General features: G+C 37.1%; 16 protein-coding genes and 2 pseudogenes. 6 read left to right on the top strand and 12 right to left on the bottom strand.

What is annotated here, in order from left to right; translation table 11 throughout:
• Nucleotides 1–320 precede the first annotated feature (320 nt).
• Nucleotides 321–1832 carry an FAD-dependent tricarballylate dehydrogenase TcuA gene (gene tcuA, locus AC1DVB_RS02340; protein ID WP_477588036.1) on the bottom strand — a complete coding sequence of 504 codons (1512 nt, stop codon included), beginning with the start codon at nt 1830–1832 and terminating at the stop codon, nt 321–323.
• Nucleotides 1833–2099: 267 nt separating this feature from the next.
• Between tcuA and AC1DVB_RS02335 the strand changes: the two genes are divergently transcribed.
• The 6 genes and pseudogenes from AC1DVB_RS02335 to AC1DVB_RS02310 all read left to right on the top strand — a co-directional run.
• The gene (locus AC1DVB_RS02335; RefSeq protein ID WP_477588034.1) at nt 2100–2960 is read left to right on the top strand and encodes a LysR family transcriptional regulator; all 861 of its coding nucleotides are present in this window, start codon (nt 2100–2102) and stop codon (nt 2958–2960) included.
• A gap of 47 nt (nt 2961–3007) precedes the next feature.
• Nucleotides 3008–4132, top strand: coding sequence for an AbrB family transcriptional regulator (locus AC1DVB_RS02330; RefSeq protein ID WP_477588032.1), 1125 nt, complete (start codon nt 3008–3010; stop codon nt 4130–4132).
• 406 nt (nt 4133–4538) lie between these two features.
• Nucleotides 4539–5861 (top strand): CitMHS family transporter, encoded by a 1323-nt coding sequence (locus tag AC1DVB_RS02325; RefSeq protein ID WP_057276171.1) that lies wholly within the window; start codon nt 4539–4541, stop codon nt 5859–5861.
• Between the two features lie 1495 nt (nt 5862–7356).
• Nucleotides 7357–9762 (top strand): M14 family metallopeptidase, encoded by a 2406-nt coding sequence (locus AC1DVB_RS02320; RefSeq protein ID WP_477588030.1) that lies wholly within the window; start codon nt 7357–7359, stop codon nt 9760–9762.
• 175 nt (nt 9763–9937) lie between these two features.
• On the top strand, nt 9938–10363 hold the full coding sequence (locus AC1DVB_RS02315; protein ID WP_477588028.1) for a tyrosine-type recombinase/integrase: 426 nt from the start codon (nt 9938–9940) through the stop codon (nt 10361–10363).
• Nucleotides 10364–10478: 115 nt separating this feature from the next.
• Nucleotides 10479–10703, top strand: a pseudogene (locus AC1DVB_RS02310) (tyrosine-type recombinase/integrase); the annotation flags it as partial.
• Between the two features lie 64 nt (nt 10704–10767).
• Here the strand turns inward: AC1DVB_RS02310 and AC1DVB_RS02305 are convergent.
• The 11 genes and pseudogenes from AC1DVB_RS02305 to AC1DVB_RS02255 form a co-directional block, all read right to left on the bottom strand.
• On the bottom strand, nt 10768–11631 hold the full coding sequence (locus tag AC1DVB_RS02305) for a class II fructose-bisphosphate aldolase (protein ID WP_477588026.1): 864 nt from the start codon (nt 11629–11631) through the stop codon (nt 10768–10770).
• 174 nt (nt 11632–11805) lie between these two features.
• Nucleotides 11806–12243, bottom strand: coding sequence for a ribose 5-phosphate isomerase B (gene rpiB / locus AC1DVB_RS02300; RefSeq protein WP_214772919.1), 438 nt, complete (start codon nt 12241–12243; stop codon nt 11806–11808).
• A gap of 146 nt (nt 12244–12389) precedes the next feature.
• Nucleotides 12390–13349: a 6-phosphofructokinase gene (pfkA, locus tag AC1DVB_RS02295; RefSeq protein WP_214748193.1), complete on the bottom strand. Its 960-nt coding sequence runs from the start codon at nt 13347–13349 to the stop codon at nt 12390–12392.
• A 247-nt stretch (nt 13350–13596) separates the two neighbouring features.
• Nucleotides 13597–14358: an SDR family NAD(P)-dependent oxidoreductase gene (locus AC1DVB_RS02290; protein ID WP_063576716.1), complete on the bottom strand. Its 762-nt coding sequence runs from the start codon at nt 14356–14358 to the stop codon at nt 13597–13599.
• Nucleotides 14359–14488: 130 nt separating this feature from the next.
• Nucleotides 14489–15439 (bottom strand): transketolase family protein, encoded by a 951-nt coding sequence (locus AC1DVB_RS02285; protein ID WP_477588022.1) that lies wholly within the window; start codon nt 15437–15439, stop codon nt 14489–14491.
• Entirely contained in the window at nt 15439–16269 is an 831-nt protein-coding gene (locus tag AC1DVB_RS02280; protein WP_082854670.1) for a transketolase, read from the bottom strand. The genes AC1DVB_RS02285 and AC1DVB_RS02280 overlap by 1 nt, the downstream gene beginning before the upstream one ends.
• 435 nt (nt 16270–16704) lie before the next feature.
• Complete coding sequence (locus AC1DVB_RS02275; protein WP_063576719.1) at nt 16705–18054, bottom strand: gluconate:H+ symporter; 1350 nt, start codon at nt 18052–18054, stop codon at nt 16705–16707.
• 1106 nt (nt 18055–19160) lie between these two features.
• A complete protein-coding gene (locus AC1DVB_RS02270; RefSeq protein ID WP_214772922.1) occupies nt 19161–20501 on the bottom strand; it encodes an MFS transporter in 1341 nt (446 codons plus the stop codon).
• A 176-nt stretch (nt 20502–20677) separates the two neighbouring features.
• Nucleotides 20678–21703 carry a zinc-dependent alcohol dehydrogenase gene (locus AC1DVB_RS02265; protein WP_477588019.1) on the bottom strand — a complete coding sequence of 342 codons (1026 nt, stop codon included), beginning with the start codon at nt 21701–21703 and terminating at the stop codon, nt 20678–20680.
• A gap of 492 nt (nt 21704–22195) precedes the next feature.
• Nucleotides 22196–22906, bottom strand: coding sequence for a FadR/GntR family transcriptional regulator (locus AC1DVB_RS02260; RefSeq protein ID WP_098866208.1), 711 nt, complete (start codon nt 22904–22906; stop codon nt 22196–22198).
• A gap of 523 nt (nt 22907–23429) precedes the next feature.
• Nucleotides 23430–24248: pseudogene (locus tag AC1DVB_RS02255) on the bottom strand (ABC transporter ATP-binding protein).
• Between the last annotated feature and the right edge of the window lie 303 nt (nt 24249–24551).

The following is a 24551-nucleotide window of genomic DNA, read 5'->3' as shown; positions in this document are numbered from 1 at the left end:
ATATCTGGTAACTGTTGATAAGTCAGCGCTGACTTCATGCGCGATAGTGCCCAGCTGATCGATTCAGCTGGTGCTTAAATTGAATAGCTATAATAGAAGAAAAATCATATTGTCTGGCCATCAGGACGCTTAAAGCTATACTCTAAAACTCATATCCCTATATGATATGAGTTTTAGTCAATGCATAAAGACTTTTAATATTTGAAGTACCAAACAGCCAAGAACTTTTTTAAGCCTTGGCTGTTTTTCATTCTTCTATTTAATGTATCCCTAGATTTTTTGAACAAATTCTTATCTAATTAACTATGCAAGGAAAAGACTCAATGATTATTGACCGCTTCAACCTTTTCTTGAATATAGTGGGCTGCGGATGAACCAGCTAATTTTCCAAAGACTGCTCCAGACATTAACCCGGATCCACCAGGATAGTTTTCATAAAAAATCCCCCCAATCATTTCACCAGCCGCAAAGAGACCATTTATCGGTTGTTCTTCTTTGTTTAACACATGTCCCGTAACATCTACATGCAAACCACCGAACGAGAAGGTGATTCCGCACGTTACAGGGAAAGCATAGAATGGCCCTTGCTCAATTCGAAGTGCCCAGTTGGATTTAGGAGGGGTAAGTCCTTTCGTTCCTTTGCCATCTTTCTCTGCGGGTCTATACTCGCCATCTTGTACCGCACTGTTATACTCTTCGATCGTTTTAAGGAATTGTGTTTGATTGACCGGCAGTAAACTAGCCAACTCTCCAAGCGTATCTGCTTTATAAAAAGACGCTTCTTCAAGGTCATATTCTTTACGCAGCATAGGGCGTACCTGTGCATCATAAATTTGATATGCCACATGTCCAGGCTGTTTTAATACCTCACGGCCGTATTTGGCATAGGTGTAATTTCGCAAATCTGCTCCTTCATCAACAAAACGTTTCCCTTCATTATTAAGCATGACGCTGTACGGATAAGAATGCTTTTTAAAAATATCTCCCGGCTTTGTGAAATCTCCTACTTTTGGCGCGTTATAATCTGTCCCAATCGAATGACATCCGGACCACTGCCCAAATTTTTGAGCCCCGACTGCCATAGCCATGGAAATGCCGTCTCCTGTGTTGAACTCGGTTCCACGAACAATTGCCGCTTCCCATTCTTCACCAATATTTTCACATCTCATTTTCTTATTGGCTTCAAAGCCGCCACAAGCCAAAATCACACCGGATGTCTGAACTGTTACCATTGTTTGATCCTTCTCAACAACGACACCGGATATTGTGTTATTCTCTGATACAAGCTCCACAGCACGTGAATCGTACCAAACGTCGATGCCAATTTCTTCTGTCCGCGCAAAAAGCTGTCTCATTAAGCCAACGCCTTTATCTTCCGTTTTGATAGGCAGTCCCCCCCAGAAATTGCGCTTGCCAGCTTGTACGAAAGATTGATTTTCATAATTCAATTCAAATTTTATTCCCTGATCACGCATCCACGCAATTGTTTCATACGATTTAGTAACCAGCTGTTTTGCTAATTCGGGATTACTTTGTCCGCCTGTTACTCGCATTAAATCATTGTAATAGTCGGATTCCTTGTATTCAGGCATTACAATTAACTCGGATTCTTCATCTGTTAATTCAGGTATTATATTTCTGATTGCGTCTAAATTATTGTAGGCAACACGTATGGCTCCATCCGTGAAGAAAGAGTTCCCTCCACGCTTTTCCAATGGTCCCCGTTCTAATACAAGAACTCTAGCACCTCCCTCTTTTGCTGAGATTGCGGCACATAAAGCTGCGTTTCCTGCCCCTACTACAACTACATCATAATTTCGTGTATTTGACATTTTTTCCCCTCCTGTTAAGTAGTGATACTCTTCATGTAAATAATAAGTGAAAATAATGAATAAAAATAATATTGTTTTTTTATTCATTGCCATAGAAAAATTTTATGAAGGAATGCTGGAAAGGCAAAACTATAGTGAGTCAATTGCTTTACATAAAAAGATAGATTTCTTTTTTCAATAGTTGTATTATACTTTTAGAAATCAAATAAATTATCATTATTTATAATTACCCATAAATATTTTTTATGGTTAAAGGAGAAAAATTTTATGGATGAAAAAGACTGGCTTATATTAATTACTCTTTACGAAGAAAGAAATATAACAAAGGCAGCACAACGACTATTTATTTCTCAGCCAGCTTTATCCTATCGTATAAAACAGCTGGAAAAAGAGTTCAAAACAAATTTAATCTCTAGAGGCAAAAGAGGTGTCGAGTTTACAGTTGAAGGGGAATACCTCGTACAATATTCGAAAAATATGCGTAAGCAATTAGGAGCGGCAAAAGAACATATTTCAAATTTGGATAAAAAAGTTAAAGGAACTTTGCGATTAGGTGTATCTGGCTTGTTTGCCCGATATAAACTACCCGTATTATTAAAAGAATTTCTAACCCTATATCCAGAGGTTGAAATCAGTTTGAAAACTGGATGGAGTTCTCAAATTCATCAGATGCTTCAAAAAGAAGAAGCACACCTCGGGATCGTTAGAGGTCCTTACAAATGGCAGGAAAATAAAGTGTTGTTTCAAGAAGAAAAGATTTGCATTGCCTCCAGTAAAAAAATTGAATTAAAAGAACTTCCTTTTCTTCCTAGAGTTAATTATCAGACAGACCAATCGTTAAGAAATACTATTGAAAACTGGTGGCAGGAAACATTTGCGGTACCACCTAAGATTTCAATGGAGGTAGATCGGATTGAAACATGTAAGGAACTGGTTCTTAATGGTTTAGGATATGCCATTTTACCAGAAATCTGTATTAAAGATGATGAACCACTGTATACTTTCCCCATTGTATTAAGCAATAATAGCTTTTTGCTTAGAGAAACTTGGGTTTTTTACCGAGATGTGACTATGGATTTGGCCCAAGTAAAAGCATTTATTGATTTTCTTAATGATTCTAAACAATAGAAATAAGACGAATCGAAATAAAACTAGTACAAAGGAAGAGAATTAACATGAAAAAGTGGGATTTAAATGATGCAAGCAAGACAATCCAATTTTCAGCTGCACTTCTAACTGCTTTTATTGGAGGCAGCCTTTTCTCTCTTATCAGGTTGCCAATCCCCTGGCTTCTAGGTCCAATGGCAGCCCTATTAATTGCATCACGTTTCAAAAACGTTAAATTAATTTGGCCCGTTTCGATGAGAAATACTGGATTAATTATTGTAGGTTATTCAATTGGCATCTCTTTTACCAAGAGCTCACTGTCTGACATGATTAGTCACCTTCCCTCAATGTTGATCCTTACATCCTTAATTGTCCTTGTGTGTGTATGTACAGCTTTTGTTATGTCAAAATATTCCGGCATTGACTATCCTACCTCCTTAACAAGTAGTATACCTGGAGGTTTGTCACAAATTGTTGTGTTTGCAGAAGAAATGAAAGGTATTGATATTACGACAGTAACCTTTTTCCATGTTACAAGAGTGATAATGGTTGTTTTCTTAGTTCCCCTTTTAATTTTCAGTCCCATTTTTGCAGCGAATCGTACCAATGATTCCTCTAAAATAATGGATAACGTTATTCCAGAGTGGAGTGATTTATTTCCTCTGATCTTTCTGTTCGCGCTTATTTGTTTTCTCGCAGCAAGAATAGGTAAAATATTCAAATTACCAGCTCCTTACTTTTTAGGACCAGTAATCGCTGTTGCGGCAGTAAGCCTTTTTGGTTTGCAGGGACCACCACTTCCTCCTTCACTTCTTGATATATCTCAATTTATGGTTGGCGGTTATATCGGTTTACTATTAAAACCGGAACAACTTGACAACAAAAGAAAAACCTTGTTTTTTGCTTTGATGAACGGACTGATTTTGATCTGCGCAACAATGTTTTTTAGTTTTCTACTGACCCAGTATTATGATTTATCGACTATTACGGGTTTTTTAAGTTTAGCCCCTGGTGGAATGGATCAAATGGGAATCATTGCACAAGAAGTAAATGCTGATGTATCTACTGTTACCAGCTATCAACTATTTCGGATGGCTTTTATTTATGCCGCAGTGCCTCCATTACTAAGATTGGTATTAAAATTAAGTTTAAGAAAAAAAGACAAGAACAGTAACGTTAAAACTAAATGTTAATTAAAAAAGGAGAGAGCTTTGCTCAAGGACACTGAAAAAGTCTGATTTATAAAGAAAAGAAGGTCATCATTCACTATATTTAGATGATGACCTTCTTTTTACATACTAAAAAAAAATAGCATTAAATTTTCAAAAATTTCTTTGTTGTATCACTTATCCTTTGGCTTTCTTTGCTCTCCTCCCTCCAATCTTTTTTTAAGAATAAATTATTTTGATACCAACACAAAAAAAATATGTATTTAACTTATTGTTCTCCCTGTATTACCTTTAATAAAGAAAAGCGCATAAGCATAATGTAAAACTTATTAATCTACCAGTTAATTTTTTATGAAGAGTCACGAAATTAATTCTTAGTCATCCAAAGATCAATTGAAAGCGCATTCAAAATTTGGGAGGGGATTTAATAATGTTTCTTACAATTTTAGGCATCTCCATGGTTACCGTTTTTACCTATTTAATTATGTCCAAACGTTTATCACCCATTGTTGCTTTAACTTTAGTTCCGATCGTTTTTGCAGGAGTTGGTGGTTTTGGAAGCAAAATTGGCACTATGATGATGGAAGGCATTAAGCTAGTCGCTCCTTCTGCAGCTCTATTATTATTCGCCATATTGTTTTTTGGTATTATGATAGATACGGGCTTATTTGACCCACTTATCAAAAAGTTATTAGAAGTTGTCAAGGGAGATCCTGTCAAAATTTCGATGGGTACCACAATTCTTGCATTACTTGTGGCCCTAGATGGAGACGGTACAACAACGTATATCATTACTGTTTCAGCTATGTATCCACTTTATAAACGAATCGGTATGAATCCATTGGTTTTAGCCACTGTAGCCATGCTGGCTTTAAGTGTTATGAGTGGTATGACCCCCTGGGGAGGACCTGCTACCCGAGCAATAGCAGTATTGGGACTTGATGCATCCGAATTTTTTGTTCCACTTATTCCTACCATGATCGGTGGTGCTCTTTGGGTTATTTTCGTCGCATTTATTTTAGGGAAAAGAGAACGTAAACGACTTGGTGTAATACACATAGAAGAGTTCAAAAATGAAATAGCTGCTACTGTTGAAAATGAAGCCACTGAAACATTTCCTCATATTGACATTAAACGTCCCCGTTTTTTGTGGGTTAACTTATTAATTGTGGTAGGCATTATGGTCATGCTTATTATGGGATTGGTTCCTTCCCCCATTTTATTTTTGGTCGGTTTCGCTATAGCTTTAATGGTTAACTACCCCAATCTGGAAATGCAAAAAAGACGTATCTTAGCACATTCTGGAAACGCTTTAATTGTTGTTCTATTAGTTTTTGCGGCAGGAGTATTTGCAGGAATCTTTTCCGGTACAAAAATGGTTGATGCTATTGCTAATGGACTGGTTGCGATAATACCTGCTTCATTAGGACAGTTTTTTCCTGTCATTGTTGGCATTACAAGTATGCCATTCACTTTTGTTTTATCGAATGATGCCTATTATTTTGGAGTTCTCCCTATTCTTGCAGAAGCAGCATCAGCCTATGGTATTAGCCCATTGGAAATTGCTCGTGCTTCTATATTGGGACAACCCGCTCATTTAATGAGTCCACTTGTTGCATCAACCATTCTATTAGTTGGTATGGTTGATAAAGACCTTGGAGAATATCAGAAATTCGCATACAAATGGGCCATCTTGACAACGTTAATCTTAACAGTATTAGCTATTATTAGTGGTGCTATTTCTTTTATGTAATTTATAAAAGTCCTTGTATACTTGTTTGCAAGGACTTTTGTGGCATTTTTCAGCTAGATGGTTTTTTGATACAATTTTGTTGTTAGGTAAAGTTCTATGATTGAAACCATGAAATAAGATTGGAAAACTGAAGTAATTACTGATATTATGTGGATCTATTGGATTAAAGAATGTAAATATTTTTATCATTCATTATGTTAATGTAAAGCATGTCCTTCCTTGACTTACTTACCAAGTTCCATTTCTTTTTCAACAGTTCCACAAAACGCTCATTGATATAAGTACGGACAAACTGGTCCTTTTTCCAAATCGATGTCTTTTCTAAAAAGGCTGTTTTCACATACTTTGTTGCTATTTACCAGGTAGTGAGTTGTGGTTGATTTCCCCTCCAGATGCTCGCTTTCCGCGGGGCGGGCGGTGAGCCTCCTCGGCGTAAACGCCTGTGGGGTCTCACCTGTCCCGTTGCTCCCGCAGGAGTCTCGCACTTCCGCTCCAATCAACCTTAAATAGTTTCGTTTTAAAAACAACAATCTTTACGAAAAGAGCCTCTAAAAAAAACACCCGCTTAAGGCGTTGATCCTCAGGCAAGTTGGACCATGCCTGGTTCGCCTCCTCTTCCAGTGAACTTTCAATCTTTCTCTGGATCACCATCGCTTGATAATACTAAAAAAAAGAGAATATATGGTAATCTACTAGAGTTGATTCTCATGCATTCTCATGTAATAGACTATATTCGGTTTTTTAATAGCAGATTCTGCTTCTGTGCGGTTGTTACTTGCTTGTAGCACTCCTACCATAGTAATAGCCACCATTTCCATGGTTTCAATTTTTACGGTCAATTGCTGAATGTGATTTTTTACTATGAGATTTTTTACTATGAGATTTTTATTTATGGCGGCAGTTTTTGCAGACTTTGATGGTTTGGTTTGTTTCAGTTTTGTGCGGGTAGAGAAGCTTTACTCCTGTTCTTTCACACAGTGGGCATGTCCCTCTGCCATTTGAAGGCAAGTGGCTGATTGATTTTCCTCGGTTTCTTTTTGCCATTCCCCATCATTCCTATTCATAATAATTCTTGTTTCTTTATTAAATGTTGGACTGGCACAAAGGTTGATAGGCATTTGATGATTTTTAACAATAGAGCCGCAATTCACATGAAATATATTACCACTTTCCTTTTACAAAATTAAACAAACAGCAACAATATTAAACAATATTAAACAATAAAAACAGTTGATTACCAATATACAGTTTATAGGAATTATAATGGAATAAAATCCAGTAATTTTGTACTCCTAAAATTACTGGATTTCGAGTGGCACAGTACTTTTTAAATAGGAAAAACAGTTTAAAATTCAATCTTCTAAAATAAAGTATTATATTTTCTCAATAAAATTTTTGTATTTTTAACTGCCCCTGATTTTACGACAAGATATTAAGTACATTCAACTTACAATAAGCTTGTATTAAAATTTTTAGCATTTTGGGGGTGCAGTTTTTGACAAAACAGAAAAAGCAGAAATGGAAAAGGAATTTAGTGGTGATGACTGCCATAACCGGACTAGGGTTCTCTACATTTTATACAGGCCTAAGTATTCCGGTTGCAGCGGTCGAACAACCTGACCAGCCGATTCCTAAGAAAGAATCGGTCTCAATTGTTCAACTTGTCGTACCAAATGATAAGGCAAAGGACAAGCTTCTTGAGCTTGGAATTGACCTTACCCACAGAATCGAAGCACACGACGGAGTCTATGAAGTGGATGCCGTTGTCACACCAACAGAAATTGCCATGTTAAAGACCTTTGGCATCAATGTAAAAGAGACCCTGATCACCGAAAATCAATGGAGCACACGCGTGGCAGAGCGGCAATCTACTGTCCAGCTGCAAGCCAGTCTGGCAGCTTCCGAGGATACACTTAAAGTCCTTAGGGCAAACCATTTTACCAATCAATCAGGCACCTTCCTATATCTCGAAGTAAAATCAAGCGCCGGTGCGACTGCTAGCACTGCACTTAAAGCAACTTGGACCGAGAACGGTGAGGAAAAATCTGCTACACTTTCTAGATTGGTAGATTACGGTGAATATTTATATCACTATTTGCTTTTACCAGTTAGCGCCATACCTTCATCTGTTAAAATTGAAAGTAATCTTGGAGGAACAGCTACGAGCACCATTACTGAATGGTTAGGGAAAGAGCCGAAACATCCAAAAACAGATTATGTTACGGATTTTGTTGACCACTATATGGCACCAAATGAATTATATGAACGTGCCGAAAAACTTTCAAAAGAATTCCCGAACTTGGTAGAAATCATTGATATGCCAAATAAAACAAATGGTTACAGACGTCTTGCCCAAGCAACTATCGGCGGCACGACCAATCTCGCAGTTGTTGTTTCCTCAAAAGCATGGGGGCATGAAGGCGGGAATGATGTATCGGTAGAATTCAAGAATCCGGGAACCAATAATGCACCACTAAAAGTGACTGTGGATGGTACCAAGATTTTAGTAGATTTAGCTACTGATTCGTCAGGAAAGGCAACAAGTACTGCCGCACAAGTGGTTAAAGCACTGAATGAGAATGCTAGCCAACTTGTCACTGCGACTACATACCGCGGTAATACTGGTGCTGGTGTTGTCGCACCAACCACAAATGCTGCGATATTAACTGACGGCTTGAAAGCTGGGGCAGACGTTTCCCGTGATCCTTTCACAGTAAAAGCAATCCGAATCGGCAAGCATCGTGACGGTTCTAAACCAGGTGTTCTTGGATATGCTCAGGAGCATGCCCGTGAATGGGTGACCCCACTCGTAACAATCGAAACGGTGGAAAGACTACTGCGAAACTATAGTCAAGATAGTGAGACAAGAAAGCTTGTTGATAATCTTGATATATTCCTTGTACCTTCAGTAAACCCTGATGGTGCTAATTACAGCTTAAATGATTACAATATGCAGCGTAAAAATATGACCAATCACTGTGGTCCCACTGCCTCTGACCCTGGGTACCGTAATAATTGGGGAGTTGACCTTAACCGCAACCATTCTGTTGGTTMCGTTTTTGATGGCTATATTGGCGGAGGTACAAGTTGCACGGGAGATACTTACGCTGGACCAGCTGAAAACTCTGAGCCTGAAGGAAGAAACCTTGTCTGGCTTGCTGACAAAAACCCAAATATTAAGTTTGCAATGAATATTCATAGTTATGGCGGCTACTTCATGTGGTCCCCTGGTGCTTACGATTYAAAACGTACAACACTGCCACGCCCATCTGCTGGTGAAGAAGCGTTTTACTGGGCAGCTTCTGATAACATCTTAAATGATATTCAAGACCACCGCGGAACGGTCATTCTACCTAGTCGTACAGGTCCAATTCCTGACGTACTATACTCTGCTGCAGGTAACTCTGCGGACTACCTATGGTATGAAAAGGGGATTTATGCCTGGAACTTCGAAGTAGGGGCAGATTTATGGAATAAGGATACAAAAAGATGGCAGGCAGTTGGATTCCAGCCAGCCTTTGTAGAAGGTCATGAAGAAGCAATGGAATTTGCCAATGGGTTGATTGGCTTAATGAAAGTAGCCTACAACAGTGCAAAAGACCATCAGCCGCCTTCCTCAAAAGCTACACCTGGAAACGGAAAATACACAGGTCCGGTTGATGTTAAGATTGAAACAAGTGAGCCAGCCACGATTTATTATACGCTTGACGGCAGCCGCMCAACCTTCCAATCAGCTAAAATTAAATTAAGCGGCACCCGTGAATTTGCAGAAACATTAAAAATTGAAAAGACTACAACCATCAATTATTTCACTGTGGACGCCGCAGGAAACATTGAGAAAAACTTCAATCCACTTGGTAATGGGAAAAACTATAATTCTGTAACGCTTACAATAAAATAACGGTTTGCAAGGGGTTGGCCTAACGGGGTCAACTCCTTTTTCATTGGTATCTTTCAACTGATAGAATTTCTATTATATTGGGCCTTCTTTTTAGGTGACTATAAAATCAACAAACCTCTAGCAAATGCTTCTGCTAAAATCCGTTGTCACATAGCTTAATAGGATTTATGGTTTTATGAGTTCTTGTGTCAAACTGTCCAAGTTTTTTACCCCACAAGTTTCCACTCTTCTGTTTTTTAGACTAGCTCTAATTCTTCTTCAAAAAAATTTCTCCATACTTACATCTAAAACTCTTGAAAGTTTAAGAGCTAATTTACCTGATGATGTCTTATTACCTTATGATGAGGATGCTCGTTTTCTTGAATTCGTGAAGCATGACTATGAAAAGGAGCTACCTGAAAAGTCCAGAAAACTCATATATTTTAAAAGGGACAAGGAACGTGATTTTGCCATCTTATCTCTCTTCTTAGGAAGTGGCACCAGGGTGAATGAGTTATTTAACTTAAGCCTACGAGACTTGGATTTCGAGGAAAAACAAATACATGTTTTACGCAAGGGTGGAAAAAAGGATGTAGTGGCCGTCTCTCCTCAGATTACCTAGCTGTGCGAACGTATAGGGGATCAAACGATGATACGGCCTATGTATTCTTAACTAGGGTGAATAATGGAGTCCCCCTCTTTCCAACCGCGCCATCTAGGCTTTAGTAAAGAAATACACGAAAGCCTTTAAGTCCAATAATTCCAAGTCCCCACACAAAATTAGGCAAACCTATGGGACGAATATAATGGACCAATCAGGAGATATTCATTTGTTGATGACTCAACTTGGTCATACTTCAACCACAACGGCTGCACTATATACAAACCCTGGGCAGGAGAAGTCTAAAAAGGYCGCAAAACAGATGGGCGAGAGAAGAACAAATTATCGTGAAAAGGACTGAATGAAAAAAGAGAAGATTTTTCTAGTCTTCTCTTTTTTAGTTTTGAATGTAAATCTCGATAAAGTTACTGGTACGCTTTGTTTGAAGAACCAAATTCACGAATTTTGCCTATAACTGTTTCTTTAATCGCCTCACGACCTGGACCAATAAATTTACGTGGATCATACACATCAGAGTCTGCATTTAATACTTCACGCACTACTTTTGTAAATGAAATTTGATTTTCTGTATTTACATTGATTTTAGCTGTTCCTAACGAGATTGACTTTTGAATTTGATCTGTTGGGATACCTGTACCACCGTGTAAAACAAGAGGTAAACCGGTTGTTTTACAAATTCGTTTCATCTCTTCAAATCCTAAGTTCGGTTCCCCCTTGTAAGGTCCATGAATAGAACCTAACGCAGGTGCCAAACAATCAATACTAGTAAGCTTCACTAACTCTTCACATTCTTGTGAATCTGCGTAGATAACACCCTCTGCAACCACATCATCTTCCTGTCCACCAACAGTACCTAACTCAGCTTCAACAGATACCCCACGCTCATGAGCATATTCCACTACCATTTTGGTGATTTCCACATTTTCTTTAAATGGATGGTGAGAAGCGTCAATCATCACTGATGTAAACCCAGCTTCAATGGCAGCTTTACATTTTTCAAAACTAGAACCGTGGTCTAAATGGATCGCGACAGGAACAGTGATATTCATTTCCTCGATAAGAACCTTTACCATCGCTGTTACTACTTTAAATCCACCTACATAACGAGCTGCCCCCTCAGATACACCGAGGATAACTGGAGATTTTTCTTCTTGAGCTGCAGCTAAAATAGCCTGTGTCCATTCCAAATTATTGATGTTGAATTGGCCAACCGCATACCCTTCTACTAACGCCTTGTTTAACATCTCTTTCATTGAAGTTAAAGCCATATTAATATCCCCCTTAATAATAGACCCAAACCTTTCATTTTTTGTAAGGGTCGTTATGTAAATCAATCATACATACTATTTACAACTTATATCCCAATTTTTTGTATACGATAATTGTATTCGCCAGTGTTCTATAACCAACTATTCTATGCATAGTACATGTCAGTATTCAACTTATGCTTCATATGTTCTTATTTTATTGATACGATTTTTATGTCTACCACCATCAAAAGGTGTTGTTAACCATATTTTTGCAATATCACGAGCTAGACCTGGACCAATCACACGCTCTCCCATAGCTAATATGTTGGTATCGTTATGTTCTCTCGTTGCCTTAGCACTAAACATATCATGCACAAGTGCACAACGTATTCCCTTTACTTTGTTGGCTGCAATGCTCATTCCAATACCTGTTCCGCAAATTAAGATCCCACGGTCCACTTCTCCTTTTGCAACCTTTTCAGCTACTGGCAAGGCATAATCCGGATAGTCAACAGATGTACTGCACTCACAGCCCATATCTTCATATTCAATATTCATTTCTTTTAACAGAGAAATAATCTCTTTACGAATATTTATACCACCGTGATCAGAAGCAATGACTACTTTCATATTTTCTTCCTCCTAAGTTACTGCGCTTGATTCCGAGAACCAAAAAGAGTATTTTTTTCACCCACTGTAGCTTTAATCGCTCCCGGCCGGGTAGGATATGTTTCCTCCTAATTTATCATGATTTACATAGATTTCTGCTTCTTCCACTATATAGATAGAGTTCGTGCTAATTGATACAAGGACATATCAATTTCATGAACTTGTTTCTCAGCTTGCTCAAAAGATTTATAGACAATTTTCCCACTATTAAAACCTACCATATTCCCGCCATGTCCATCGATTAGCAAATCGACAGCTTTTGCACCCATTTGACTACCTATCATTCGATCGTATGCAGTTGGGGTTCCTCCGCGTTGAAGATAGCCTAAAACAATAACCCTTGTATCTAACTTAAATCGGTCCCTTAATGCAACGCTGATATCCTCAGCTCTACAAACACCTTCGGCAACGACAATAATACTATGCATTTTCCCGCGATTACGCCCACATGTAATTCTTTCAAAAATATCCTCTATTCGATAGGAAGCTTCAGGAATGATAATGGATTCTGCACCTGAACATAATCCAGCCCATAAGGCAATGTCTCCAGCTCCACGTCCCATAACTTCTACAACGGAGGTTCGCTCATGTGAAAAGGCAGTATCACGAATTTTATCAATTGCATCAATCGCAGTACTGACGGCTGTATTAAAACCAATAGAGTACTCTGTACCAGCAATATCATTATCAATTGTCCCAGGTATTCCAACTACTGGAACACCTTTTTTACCTAATTTTCTAGCTCCAATAAAAGAACCATCACCACCAACGACAACCAAACCATCAATTCCATATTTATTTAATTGATTAAAAGCTGTTTTTTGTCCTTCTTCTGTTTTGAATCGTTCACTTCGTGAGGTCCGTAAAATCGTGCCGCCGCGGTGAATAATATCGCCTACACTTCCTAATGTCATCGGAGTGATATATCCTTCTAATAAACCCTCATAACCATTATGAATTCCAAATACATCCATCCCTTTATAAATTCCTCTTCTTACTACCGCACGAATAGCCGCATTCATGCCTGGTGCATCACCACCGCTTGTTAAAACCGCAATTTTCCTCATAATCGGCCTTCTTTCATTCGATATAATCGGATAAGTCTTTATTTGATCACTAGAATGTATAATTTCCACTTATAATAAATTTTAATAGTAATAAACCTTAATCTTGAATGTAAAAGAGGCTGTTCTATAAGTTGACTCCTCGACTTATAGAACAGCCTCTTTTCATGATTAAACTTATTTATATTTGCATTTATATTTAACTACTTTTGAAGCAATCGTTTTCTGTACGACTAATCATTCGAAGCGATTAGTCCATATGTTGTCCACCGTTGATATCGATATCCTCACCATTGATATAAGCTGCTTCTTCAGATGCTAGGAAAGCGATGGTAGCTGCAATTTCTTTTGTTTCCCCTGGTCTTCCGGCTGGAATATTGGCAATAATGCCGTCTGCTTGTTCTTTCGGAAGCGACTTCCAAATTTCAGTGTTGATTAATCCTGGTGCTACTGAGTTTACTGTAATACCATCTTGTGCCACTTCACGAGCCATGTTTTTAGAGAAACCAAGAACAGCAGCCTTTGATGCAGAGTAGTGAGCACCACCGAATACTCCACCGCCTCGCTTACCAGATACTGAAGAAAGGTTGATGATTCTCCCGTACTTTTGTTCTTTCATGACTTTCGCAGTTGCTTGAGAACATAGGAATAAACCAAACATATTGACATTGAAGATACGTTTGATATCATCTAGAGTCATATCCTCTACTGTTACTTTTTGTGAAATACCAGCGTTATTCACTAGGATATCAAGACGTCCAAATTCTTTAAGAACCACTTCAACCATTGCATCTACAGATTCTTTGCTTGTCACATCAAGCTGAACACCTAATACTTGTCCGCCCGTTTCTTCTTTAATCACGTCCACTGTATCTTGAACGCCTTCTATATTAATATCAGCAATAACCACTGCTGCACCTTGACGAGAAAGTGTTAAAGCGATTTCACGTCCAATTCCTTTTGCTGATCCACTTCCTGTTACGATGGCTACACGATTAGTTAATTCAAACATTAATGTATTCCTCCTAGGTTAGGGAAACATGGGGACTGTTCCCATGTTTCCAATTTTAATCTTATAAACTCTTATTTAGTAAAACAGAGGGCTCTGATGTTGTTGGAAACTCAAGAACCGTCTCCGTGTTTCAATTTAAAAGTTCTTTTGCATTAGCAACTATGTTTTCTACTGTGATGCCGTTTAGTTCAAGTAACTTTTCATATGGCGCTGATTGGCCGAATTGGTCTTGAACACCGATACGCTTTACTTTTCCTTTACCGGCTTCAGCTACTACTTCACTTACCGCACTTCCAAGGCCATTAAGGATGTTGTGGTCTTCTACTGTTACGATTTTTCCGATTTCTACGCACTCTAACACAGCTTCTTTATCAAGTGGTTTTATAGTGTGCATGTCTAATAGCTTAACTGAGATGCCTTCTTTTTCTAGTTCTCTGGTAGCTTCTAATGCAAGACGAACAGTGTCACCGTTTGCGATGATTGCAACGTCAGTTCCGTTTTGGATTTCTTTTGCTTTTCCAATTACGAACTCTTCGCTTTCATCATAGATGAATGGCATGGCGTCTCTTGTGAAACGAAGATATACAGGTCCTTGGATTTCTGYAGCTTGAGCGACTAATTTTCTAGTAGAGTTATAATCTGCACCCATAACCACCGTCATGTTCGGAATTGTTCTATATACACCCATATCTTCGATTGCTTGGTGACTCCCACCGTCATTCGCTGGAGTTAAACCACCGTGAGAGCAAGCGATTTTAACGTTTAAGTTTGGATAACAAGCTTCTTGGCGAATTTGCTCAGTCATTCGTAATGAACCGAATACAGCGTATGTGCTGATGAATGGAATTTTACCAGTTGCCGCAAGACCTGCAGCTAAACCTGCAGCGTTTTGTTCAGCGATCCCAACGTTTACGTGTTGGTTTGGTAGTTCTTTAGCAAATTTAGTTGTTTTACATGATTTACCGATATCAATATCCACAACATAAATGTCTTTATTATTTTTCCCTAACTCTACAATTTCATCACCGAATGCTTCTCTAGTAGCTTTTTTTGTTTGGATGTCTTTTGCTAAAACTGTCATTATCTTAACCCCCTTGCTACTTCTGCGATTGCTTGTTCATATTGTTCTTTGTTTGGCGCAACTCCGTGCCAATCAACAACATCTTCCATGAATGAAACGCCGCGGCCTTTTACTGTGTTTGCAATAATCGCTTTTGGCCTACCGTTCTTTGAACCTCTAATCTCATCTAATGTAGCTACGATTTCTTCCATTGAATGTCCGTCGATTCTCTTAGTTTCRAAACCGAATGCAGCAAATTTAACTTCTAAATCGTGGTTTGGCATAACTTCTTCGGTTGTACCATCAATTTGAAGACCATTGTCATCAACGAATACAACTAAGTTATCTAGTTGATACTTGGCAGCTGATTGAGCGGCTTCCCAGATTTGACCTTCTTGAGCTTCTCCATCACCAACCATGGCAAATACGCGGTAATCTTTCTCATCACGCTTTCCAGCTAATGCCATTCCAACTGCGCAAGATAGTCCTTGACCAAGTGATCCTGTTGAAATATCGATCCCAGGACATTTCTTCATATCAGGATGTCCTTGGAAAGGGGAACCGTATTGTCTTAAGGTATGAATCGTTTCATATGGTACAAATCCCCGCAAAGCTAGTGCAGAATATTGGATTGGACAAACATGTCCTTTTGATAAAACAAATCGATCGCGATCTTCCCATTTTGGATTTTGCGGGTCGATGTTCATTTCTCTAAAGTAAAGAGTGGTAACGATATCTGCAGCAGATAAGGATCCGCCTGGATGTCCCGATTGTGCTTCGTAAACCATTGTTAGTGCTGTTTGTCTAAGCTCGATGGCTTTTTGCTTTAATTCTTCAACACTTAATTTCATTTTTGTCACCTCGGAAGTTTTTTTATAGAATTCTACTAGTTGTCTTATTATATTGTTGTCTACTTGTCTACTAAGTACCTTATAGGTTTAATATAAATCTATTGTTTATCCTTGTCAATACATTTTAAGAAAACCTTTTCATTAGTTTTATCAATTCAATTATTTTGCCAGCTTTACTAACATAATAGGAAAATATCTATTTTTAATATTTTTTAATAGATCAATGTCTTTGATTCTATCTGCACGTAAACTACTACAAGTACAATGTGAAATTTTGTTATTATAATCAAGTTTAATCCAATCATTTTCTTTCATTGCTTAATGACGATTATTACAATACAGGTCCATTTAAAATCACGCTTTCTATAATGATTGATATACTAATAGTAGTACCAGACAAATGAATTATATTCCCTTTGTCTAGATACCATACTTTCACATAAATATATCTAGTATTAATACAAAGATTAATCCAGCAATAGCAGTTATAGTTGAAATTACACTGTATGTTGCAAATGTCTCTTTCATATCCATTCCCATGTATTCTTTAACAATCCAGAAGGCTGCATCATTTACATGAGATGCCATACAGCTTCCGGCACCAGTTGCAAGAGTAACTAATACTAAGTTAACGTCGGGAGTTTGAGCTAACATTGGCATAACTAGACCAGCAGTCGATAAAGTAGCAACTGTTCCAGATCCTAACGCGACACGTAATAATGCTGCTACTAACCATGCAAGAATTAGTGGATTAATAGATGAACCTAAGAATATTTCTGCAATATAATCACCCACACCACCATCGATAAGTACTTGTTTTATGGCTCCGCCACCACCAATGATTAAAAGTAATAATCCTAAGGCATTTATGGATGAACCACATGAATCCATCATCTTCTTAATTGGAATATTTCTTCTGATTCCCATTGTATAAACAGCTAACAAGAACGAAAGTAAAATCGCTATGGATGCATTACCTATAAATTGAATCACCATAAAAAATAAATTATCTCCTAAACCTGCTGCACCTTGAATTGCATTAACAATAGCTCCAATAGCCATTAATATGACGGGAAAGGTAGCGGTAAAAACACTAATGCCAAATCCCGGTGTATCTTCTAAATCAATATGTTTTTGTTCCTCTAATTGAGAAAGCTCTCTCTTTTTCTTGAATATTTCTGGCATTAGTTTTCCAATAAGCCTAGGATACAAAATCCCAGCAATGATAACTGTTGGAATTGCAATGATAGTACCAACAACTAATACACTACCTACATCTGCGCCATATACTGCTGCAACAGCAGTCGCACCTGGATGTGGTGGTAAGAAAGAGTGAGTGACTAATAAAGTTGCAGCCATTGGGAGACCTAACTTGACAATCGATATATTTAACTCTTTTGAAATGGTAAAGATAATCGGAATTAATAATACAAAGGCAACTTCATAAAACAATGTGATTCCTACGATAAATGAAGCAGATACAACCGCCCACTGTATTTTCTTTTTACCAAATTTATTGATTAAAGTAACAGCGATACGATGGGATCCTCCGGCATTAGCAATTAATCTTCCTAGCATAGCACCAATTCCAAAGATAAGACCAATATGACCTAGTGTCCCTCCTAAACCGTGTTCAATTGTCGCAGCAATTGATTCCGGTGGTATTCCCAAGAACAAAGCCAAAAGAAATGAGACAATAATTAAGGATACAAAGGTATTTAGTTTAAATTTCATTATTAAGATAAGTAGTAGTAAAACACCAATAGCTGTTATTAATAATGGCATGAATAACCCTCCAAATCTATCATTTCAACATTCTTCCTCATTTACATCCTGTTAAACTTAAATTGATTCCACTCATTGTTAGGATTAAACTTTTATTTCCAGAAATGCACGTTATTATTAATTTATGTAAAATACTCTTCTAATATAAATATTCTAGTTTGTGAATCTAGATATTAATTTCATATATAGCGCTTTCAATTTTTAATATAGTAACGGAGAAAATGGTACACAGATATAGTTATTCACAATTAACATTTAATCATTGTGTTCAGCAATATGATCTTCTCTTACCTTAATTTTTAGCTTTGTTTTCAAGTGCCCTTTTCTAATAAATCATTTAAACTTACTTAGACAATTAATCATTTCCCTAGCAGCCTCCATAATGCCTCTATACAACGAGATGATAACCCTTTCATTTTATTTATTAGAAGATGTAAGCTATTAACCTTTTCACCTGTAGATACTAGACATATTAATTTATAGGACTATTTCATTGTAAACTTGTCTACTAAGTAGATATCGTAAGTATAATTTTATATTTATATAGTGTCAACCCATATCAAATACTTTAATTTACTAATTTTTCATACCATAAACATGACAAATGGACTTTCTAATAAGTCCATTGTCGCTTTTATGGTGTCATGTCACTACTATTTAAATATAAAATCATTACCTCTTACTGCCGCACGAATAGCTACATTCATTCCTGATACATCACCACAACTTGTTAAATCGGCAACTCTACCCATAATCCCCTTACATTCTTTGGGGTATTGATATATGATATTGTTTTTGGATCATAAGAATACTTCCATAAATTATTACCAGATTCATAAATAAGTAAGATTGAATATAAAAAGGGTCATTCATAGTTGACTGCTCAACTTATGAATGACCCTTTTCCTACCAAATTATTTATTTTTACATTAAGTGTTTGTCACTTCAGAACTTTTTTTAGAACTATTTTCTAGGCTTCTCATTTGTTTTCCCTGTCAATACGAAAAACTTTCACTTTTTTATAATCAAAATTCGATTTAAGAAAATACAGCAACTATATAGCAATCCGCCGTAGTTTCTTAATTGTATTGATGACTCTAATCGGATTACATGTTAGCGATATTTTTTTCAACAGACGCATTTTCTCCTTTAACTAGAGACTTTCCTGATACTTTAACTAAAGTAACGACGATGATGGCACTTACTATTAAGCTTATACCTAGGAAAATCATACTTATATGGAAGTTACCTGTTAAATCTCTAATCCAACCTACAATATATGGACCAAAGAAACCACCAAGGTTACCGATACTGTTAATCAAGGCAATCGCACCACCTGCGGCTGCTCCAGTTAAGAAAGAAGGTGGGATAGCCCAGAATGGGGAGTAAGCACCGAACGCTCCACTTAAACTAATCGTTAATAATCCAAATGCTAACCATACATTTGTTTCTAGAACAAATGTAGCTGCTACCATGGCAACCGCACTTATAGATAAACATGCTGCCACATGCCAACGTCTTTCGTTCTTTTTATCAGAGTGGATTCCTACAAAGTACATCACAATCATCGCGAAAAAGTACATAGCACCAATTACCCAGCCCAATGATTGCATGCTTAAGCCTGTTTGCTCGGACAGTCCATTCGTGATGGTTGGTAAGAACATTACAATTCCATAATACCCAATCATCCAGAAAAAATATCCAACAGATAAAATTAAAACATCTCGATCTTTTAACGCTTGCGTGAAAGTATAGTGTTTAACTGCCTGCTTTTCTAACTGTTCTTTAGTTGTAACATCAATTAACCATTTCTTTTCATCTTTTGTTAACCAGTTTGCTTTTTCGATTGTATCATCAAGATAGAAGTAGCAAATAACACCTAGAATAATGGCAGGAATTGCTTCCAATACAAATAACCATTGCCATCCAGAGAACCCTAACCAATCAATACCTAGAAAAAAGGTTGAAAGTGGTGAACCAATTGCATTTGCTGCTGGGATTGCAATCATAAATCCAGCAATGGCTTTAGCATGGTGCTTAGATTGATAGAAACCGCTTAAATAGTGAACCATACAAGGATAGAAACTAGCTTCAGCAATCCCTAGTAAGAAACGAGCAGTATAGAATTGCCAAGGTTCTGTTATGAAAGCCATAAGGACCGCTATAATCCCCCAAGTGACCATAATACGGCTTATCCATTTTCTAGCTCCAACTTTGCTCATCATAGCGCTTCCAGGTACTTCCAGAAGGAAATACCCAAGGAAGAAAATTCCTGCTCCTAAACCGAAAACAGCATCTGAGAACCCTAAATCTTGATTCATTTGTAGTGCTGCAAACCCTATATTAACCCGGTCTAGAATTGAAATGGTAAAGCACAGGAATAAAAACGGAATTAACCTCATTGTTACTTTTTTGGTAGTAGATTGTTCTAATTGATGTGCATTCATCCTAAACAACTCCTTAGTTCCGGACTATTTATTGGTACATTGTTCATAGTTATAGCAATATAGCGGAGTAAACGTTTACAATTTTATCTACCTCTTATATTGGAAAATTCTTCTTACTGTTGTAGAACAATTTTAACTTTTTGTTATTTTCATAGAAACTATGAAGGATTAAATCATTAAAATTTTAATAATACCTTTATCACATCTTCGAGCTTCTCATCAACAATCTTCATACCAGTCTTGGCCTCTTCGATGGGTAATATCTTTGAAATAAACAATGAGGTATCAAACATGCCAGTTGCAATGGCATCCGCCGCGATTTCAAAATCATCCCTCGTATACATATTGGAGCCGATAATCTGGATTTCTTTATTTTGAAGATAGGAAATTTCAATTTCGGGTTTCTTTCCAAATAGAGCTACTTCGGAGACCTTGCCTCCCCTTTTTACTATCCTAAAAGAATCATTCAATACTGCTTGGATTCCAACGGCTATAAATACATGATCGACTCCGTCTCCGTTTGTTTTTTTTAGTATCGTTTCAATGGCATCTACTTTTGATGTCTGAATTGGGTGGGTAGCTCCAAGTCTCTTCGCAATTTCCATGTTGTATTCCAATGCATCTGTAATGAATATTTTTGTTGCACCTGAGTTTCTTGCTGCTAATAAAATTCCTAACCCAATTGGACCCGCGCCCAAAATGGCCAATTTATCACCAAGACCGACTTTTGCTTTTCTGACAGCGTGTATACCAACCGCTAGCGGCTCAATCAAAGCACCTTGTTCAAAGGACACATTATTCGGTAATGGTACGACCGTGCTTTCTGGAACAACTATAAATTCACCGAACGATCCTGTCCATTCTTGTGTACCTAATACTTTTTTGTTTTCACAAATATTATATTCCCCAGACCGACAGCGCTTACAAGTACCACATCCGTAATGGGGTTCTACCGTAACTCGATCACCTATAGAAACACTCGATACTTCATTTCCTACATCCACTACTATTCCTGCTAGTTCATGCCCTGAGATAACTGGGGGAACCCGAAAAGGGTGTGTTCCATGATAAGCGTGTACTTCTGAACCACATATTCCAGTCACCTTCACTTGAATTTTCACTTCATGGCTTTGTTTGATATTGGGCGTGTCAACCTGATTTACTACAACAGAATATGGTTTATCAATTACTGCAGCTCTCAAATAGACCCTCCTATCTTTAACATCATTTAGTATCTTAATAGACATGTAAAACACTTTTCATAAACACTAAAATCCACCCCTAAAGTGCTTACACTTCTTTTAAAAAAGATGGTATAAGCTTGGATATACTAAATGTTTATAGTTTACACAATCTAATCATTAAATATGTTGATTAAAAGGTGCTTTTTGTTACTTAGCGTCTTTACTACTTGTCTAACAAGTAACCTTATATTAACAGTTTACTTACAATCTATGGTTATCGTCAAGTACTTTTAATCAAAATATAATTGAGTACCTCCATTTACAAATTTGATAGGGCAATCCTGTTGATATTAACGAAAATCGGCTATTCATAAAATTGAACTAAAATACAAAAAAGGCAAAGTCTATGCAGGTAAATGACAACTGCATGGCTTCGCCTTTTCTTTTTTAAAGGAAATTCAATTTTCTAAGGTTAAATATAATGGTTTAGCATAAAGACATTTCATCTAATTAGTCAATCCAATATCGGTTATATAAATTTTGCATATGAGATGTCATGAGTTTCACTGCTTCCTCTTGGTTGTGTTCTTCAATTGCTTTAATCAGTAATTGATGTTCACGAAAGTTAACATCTCGATAATCTGGTCGAGTAACGGTACGATCACGAATAAATTGCCACATTTCTTGCTGTTTCATCGAACTAATAATGTCTGAAATGATTTTAATAAATAGTTCATTATGTGTTGCTTTTGCAATCCCAAAGTGTAAGGCCTCATCTGTTTCGGGTACATATACACCCGCGTTTGTTTCTTCTTCCATCTTATTAATAATTGTATGAAGCTCCTGAATATCTTCATCTGTAGCTCTTTCAGCAGCGAATTTTATAATAAGTGGTTCGATATTCATTCTAGCATCAATAATATCCTCTGGTGATATAGAGTCTAAAACGTGATCAGATTTAGAATCCTCTGATTGAGGTTGATTACTTTGAATATAAACACCTTCGCCTTGTCGAGAATAGATAAATCCATTCAGTTCCAAAGCACTAAGAGCTTGTCTGACTGGTGCACGGCTCACACCAAATTGTTCACATAATTCTCTCTCCGCTGGTAGTTTATCACCTATTTTAAATTCTCCTGAAAGTATACTAGAAAGAATTTGATTATAAATTTGAACATATAACTTTTTACTGGAGACTGGATTGAAATTAATTGAAAACACCCCATTCTTATATTTTTTTTTATCTTACGTTTGAATTACAATCCAATTTTATTGTCATAAAACAGTTTCCATCTCATTTTATCCTACTTTTACTCACCCTACATCTAATATTGTTAAAATAAATGGATATTAGTCTAAACGTTACCTTATTGTACAACAAACAAAGTAGACAACTATTATATTTAAAGACGCATACTTACTTTATTATAATATCTTCTTATATTCTGGGCAATATACTAACAGTTCCCCTGCTTCCGTTATTATCCAGATTGAATCGCTTTTCACCAAAAATAAAGCCTTTAAGAAAAATAAAAATACATTAACTTTAGGAGTTGTCAAATGATAACAGCCAGAACAGACACCTACCATTCTACATATTGGTATAATTAAGATGTCCTAACGACTATTATTATGCCTCACTAAATCAAGTTATTTGATTAGGCCCTCCAATGGAAAGCAATCTATATTCATCTTGTAGTTTTACCATTACGAACGCTATACTTTACTCTTCAGCATACTAGGTTTATTTTTTCTCAGAAAATAACAGGGATTTAATCCGGATCCAGGGACGCTCATTCTCCCATTCTACTTTGACTGGGACACAAAAGGTCTTTTCCAATAATGATTCGGTTAATACGTCCCTTTTTTCTCCTTTACCCATAACGTTCCCCGAATTGATTAACATAGCATGGGTTATAGATGGTACAATTTCTTCAATATGATGTGTAACATATAAAATGGTTGGGCCGTTCGGTTCAGCAGTCATATCTTCAATAGATGCTAACAGCTCTTCTTTAGAGTAAATATCCAGTCCATTGCAAGGCTCATCTAAGATTAATAATTGCGGTGAAGGCATGAGGGCCCTTGCAATCATTACTTTTCTTTTTTCACCTTGAGATAGTGTGTGGATAAATTAGTTAGACAAAAATTTGATTCTGAATTGGTCAAGTAATGCTTTTGCTTTCTTTACATCATCCTCTGTAATTTCCTCATATAATCCAATTGAAGCAAATTTTCCGCTTAAAACTACTTCAAGTGCTGTATCATTTGGGCGTGACTGATATTCCTGATCTAATGAGGAACTGACCCAGCCGATGGATTTCCGCAGTTCAGGAATATTCGTTTCCCCAAAAAGATTTCCTAAAACTGACACTTCACCACTATTCGGCCATTGATAACCTGTAATCATTTTTAAAAGAGATGTCTTCCCTGATCCATTTAGACCTAGAAGTGCCCAATGTTCCCCTTTTTGGACCTCCCATGAAACCCCATTCAATAACAGATTTCCATTTCGCTTCCAGATAATATTTTTAAGTGAAATGATGCTTTTCGTTCGACTCACTTTTTCTCCTCCTTAAGATATTAAAATCTTTTACAGACGGTTTTCCCCATGTTCAATATTTTTAAAATGTTTGCTTGGTCCCTTGCTACGTTAGTAGACAAGAACCAATGTCCCCTAGCAATCAGGGTTAGTGTAAAAACCGAATTAACTGAATAATGTAATCATACTTACATTTTAACATTTTAAAATATAGGTTCTATCTTATAGCGCTCCAATTTGTCGCATATATAAAGATTAGTGTTTTTACAATGATTGAAGTTTGCAGGACTGCAAACTGTTGCCAGCCATAATCCAAGTGAACAC

This window comes from Peribacillus sp. P4_D6 (assembly GCF_056401795.1).
Note: the sequence above shows the minus strand (reverse complement) of the source record. Positions and strands in the feature narration are given on the sequence as shown.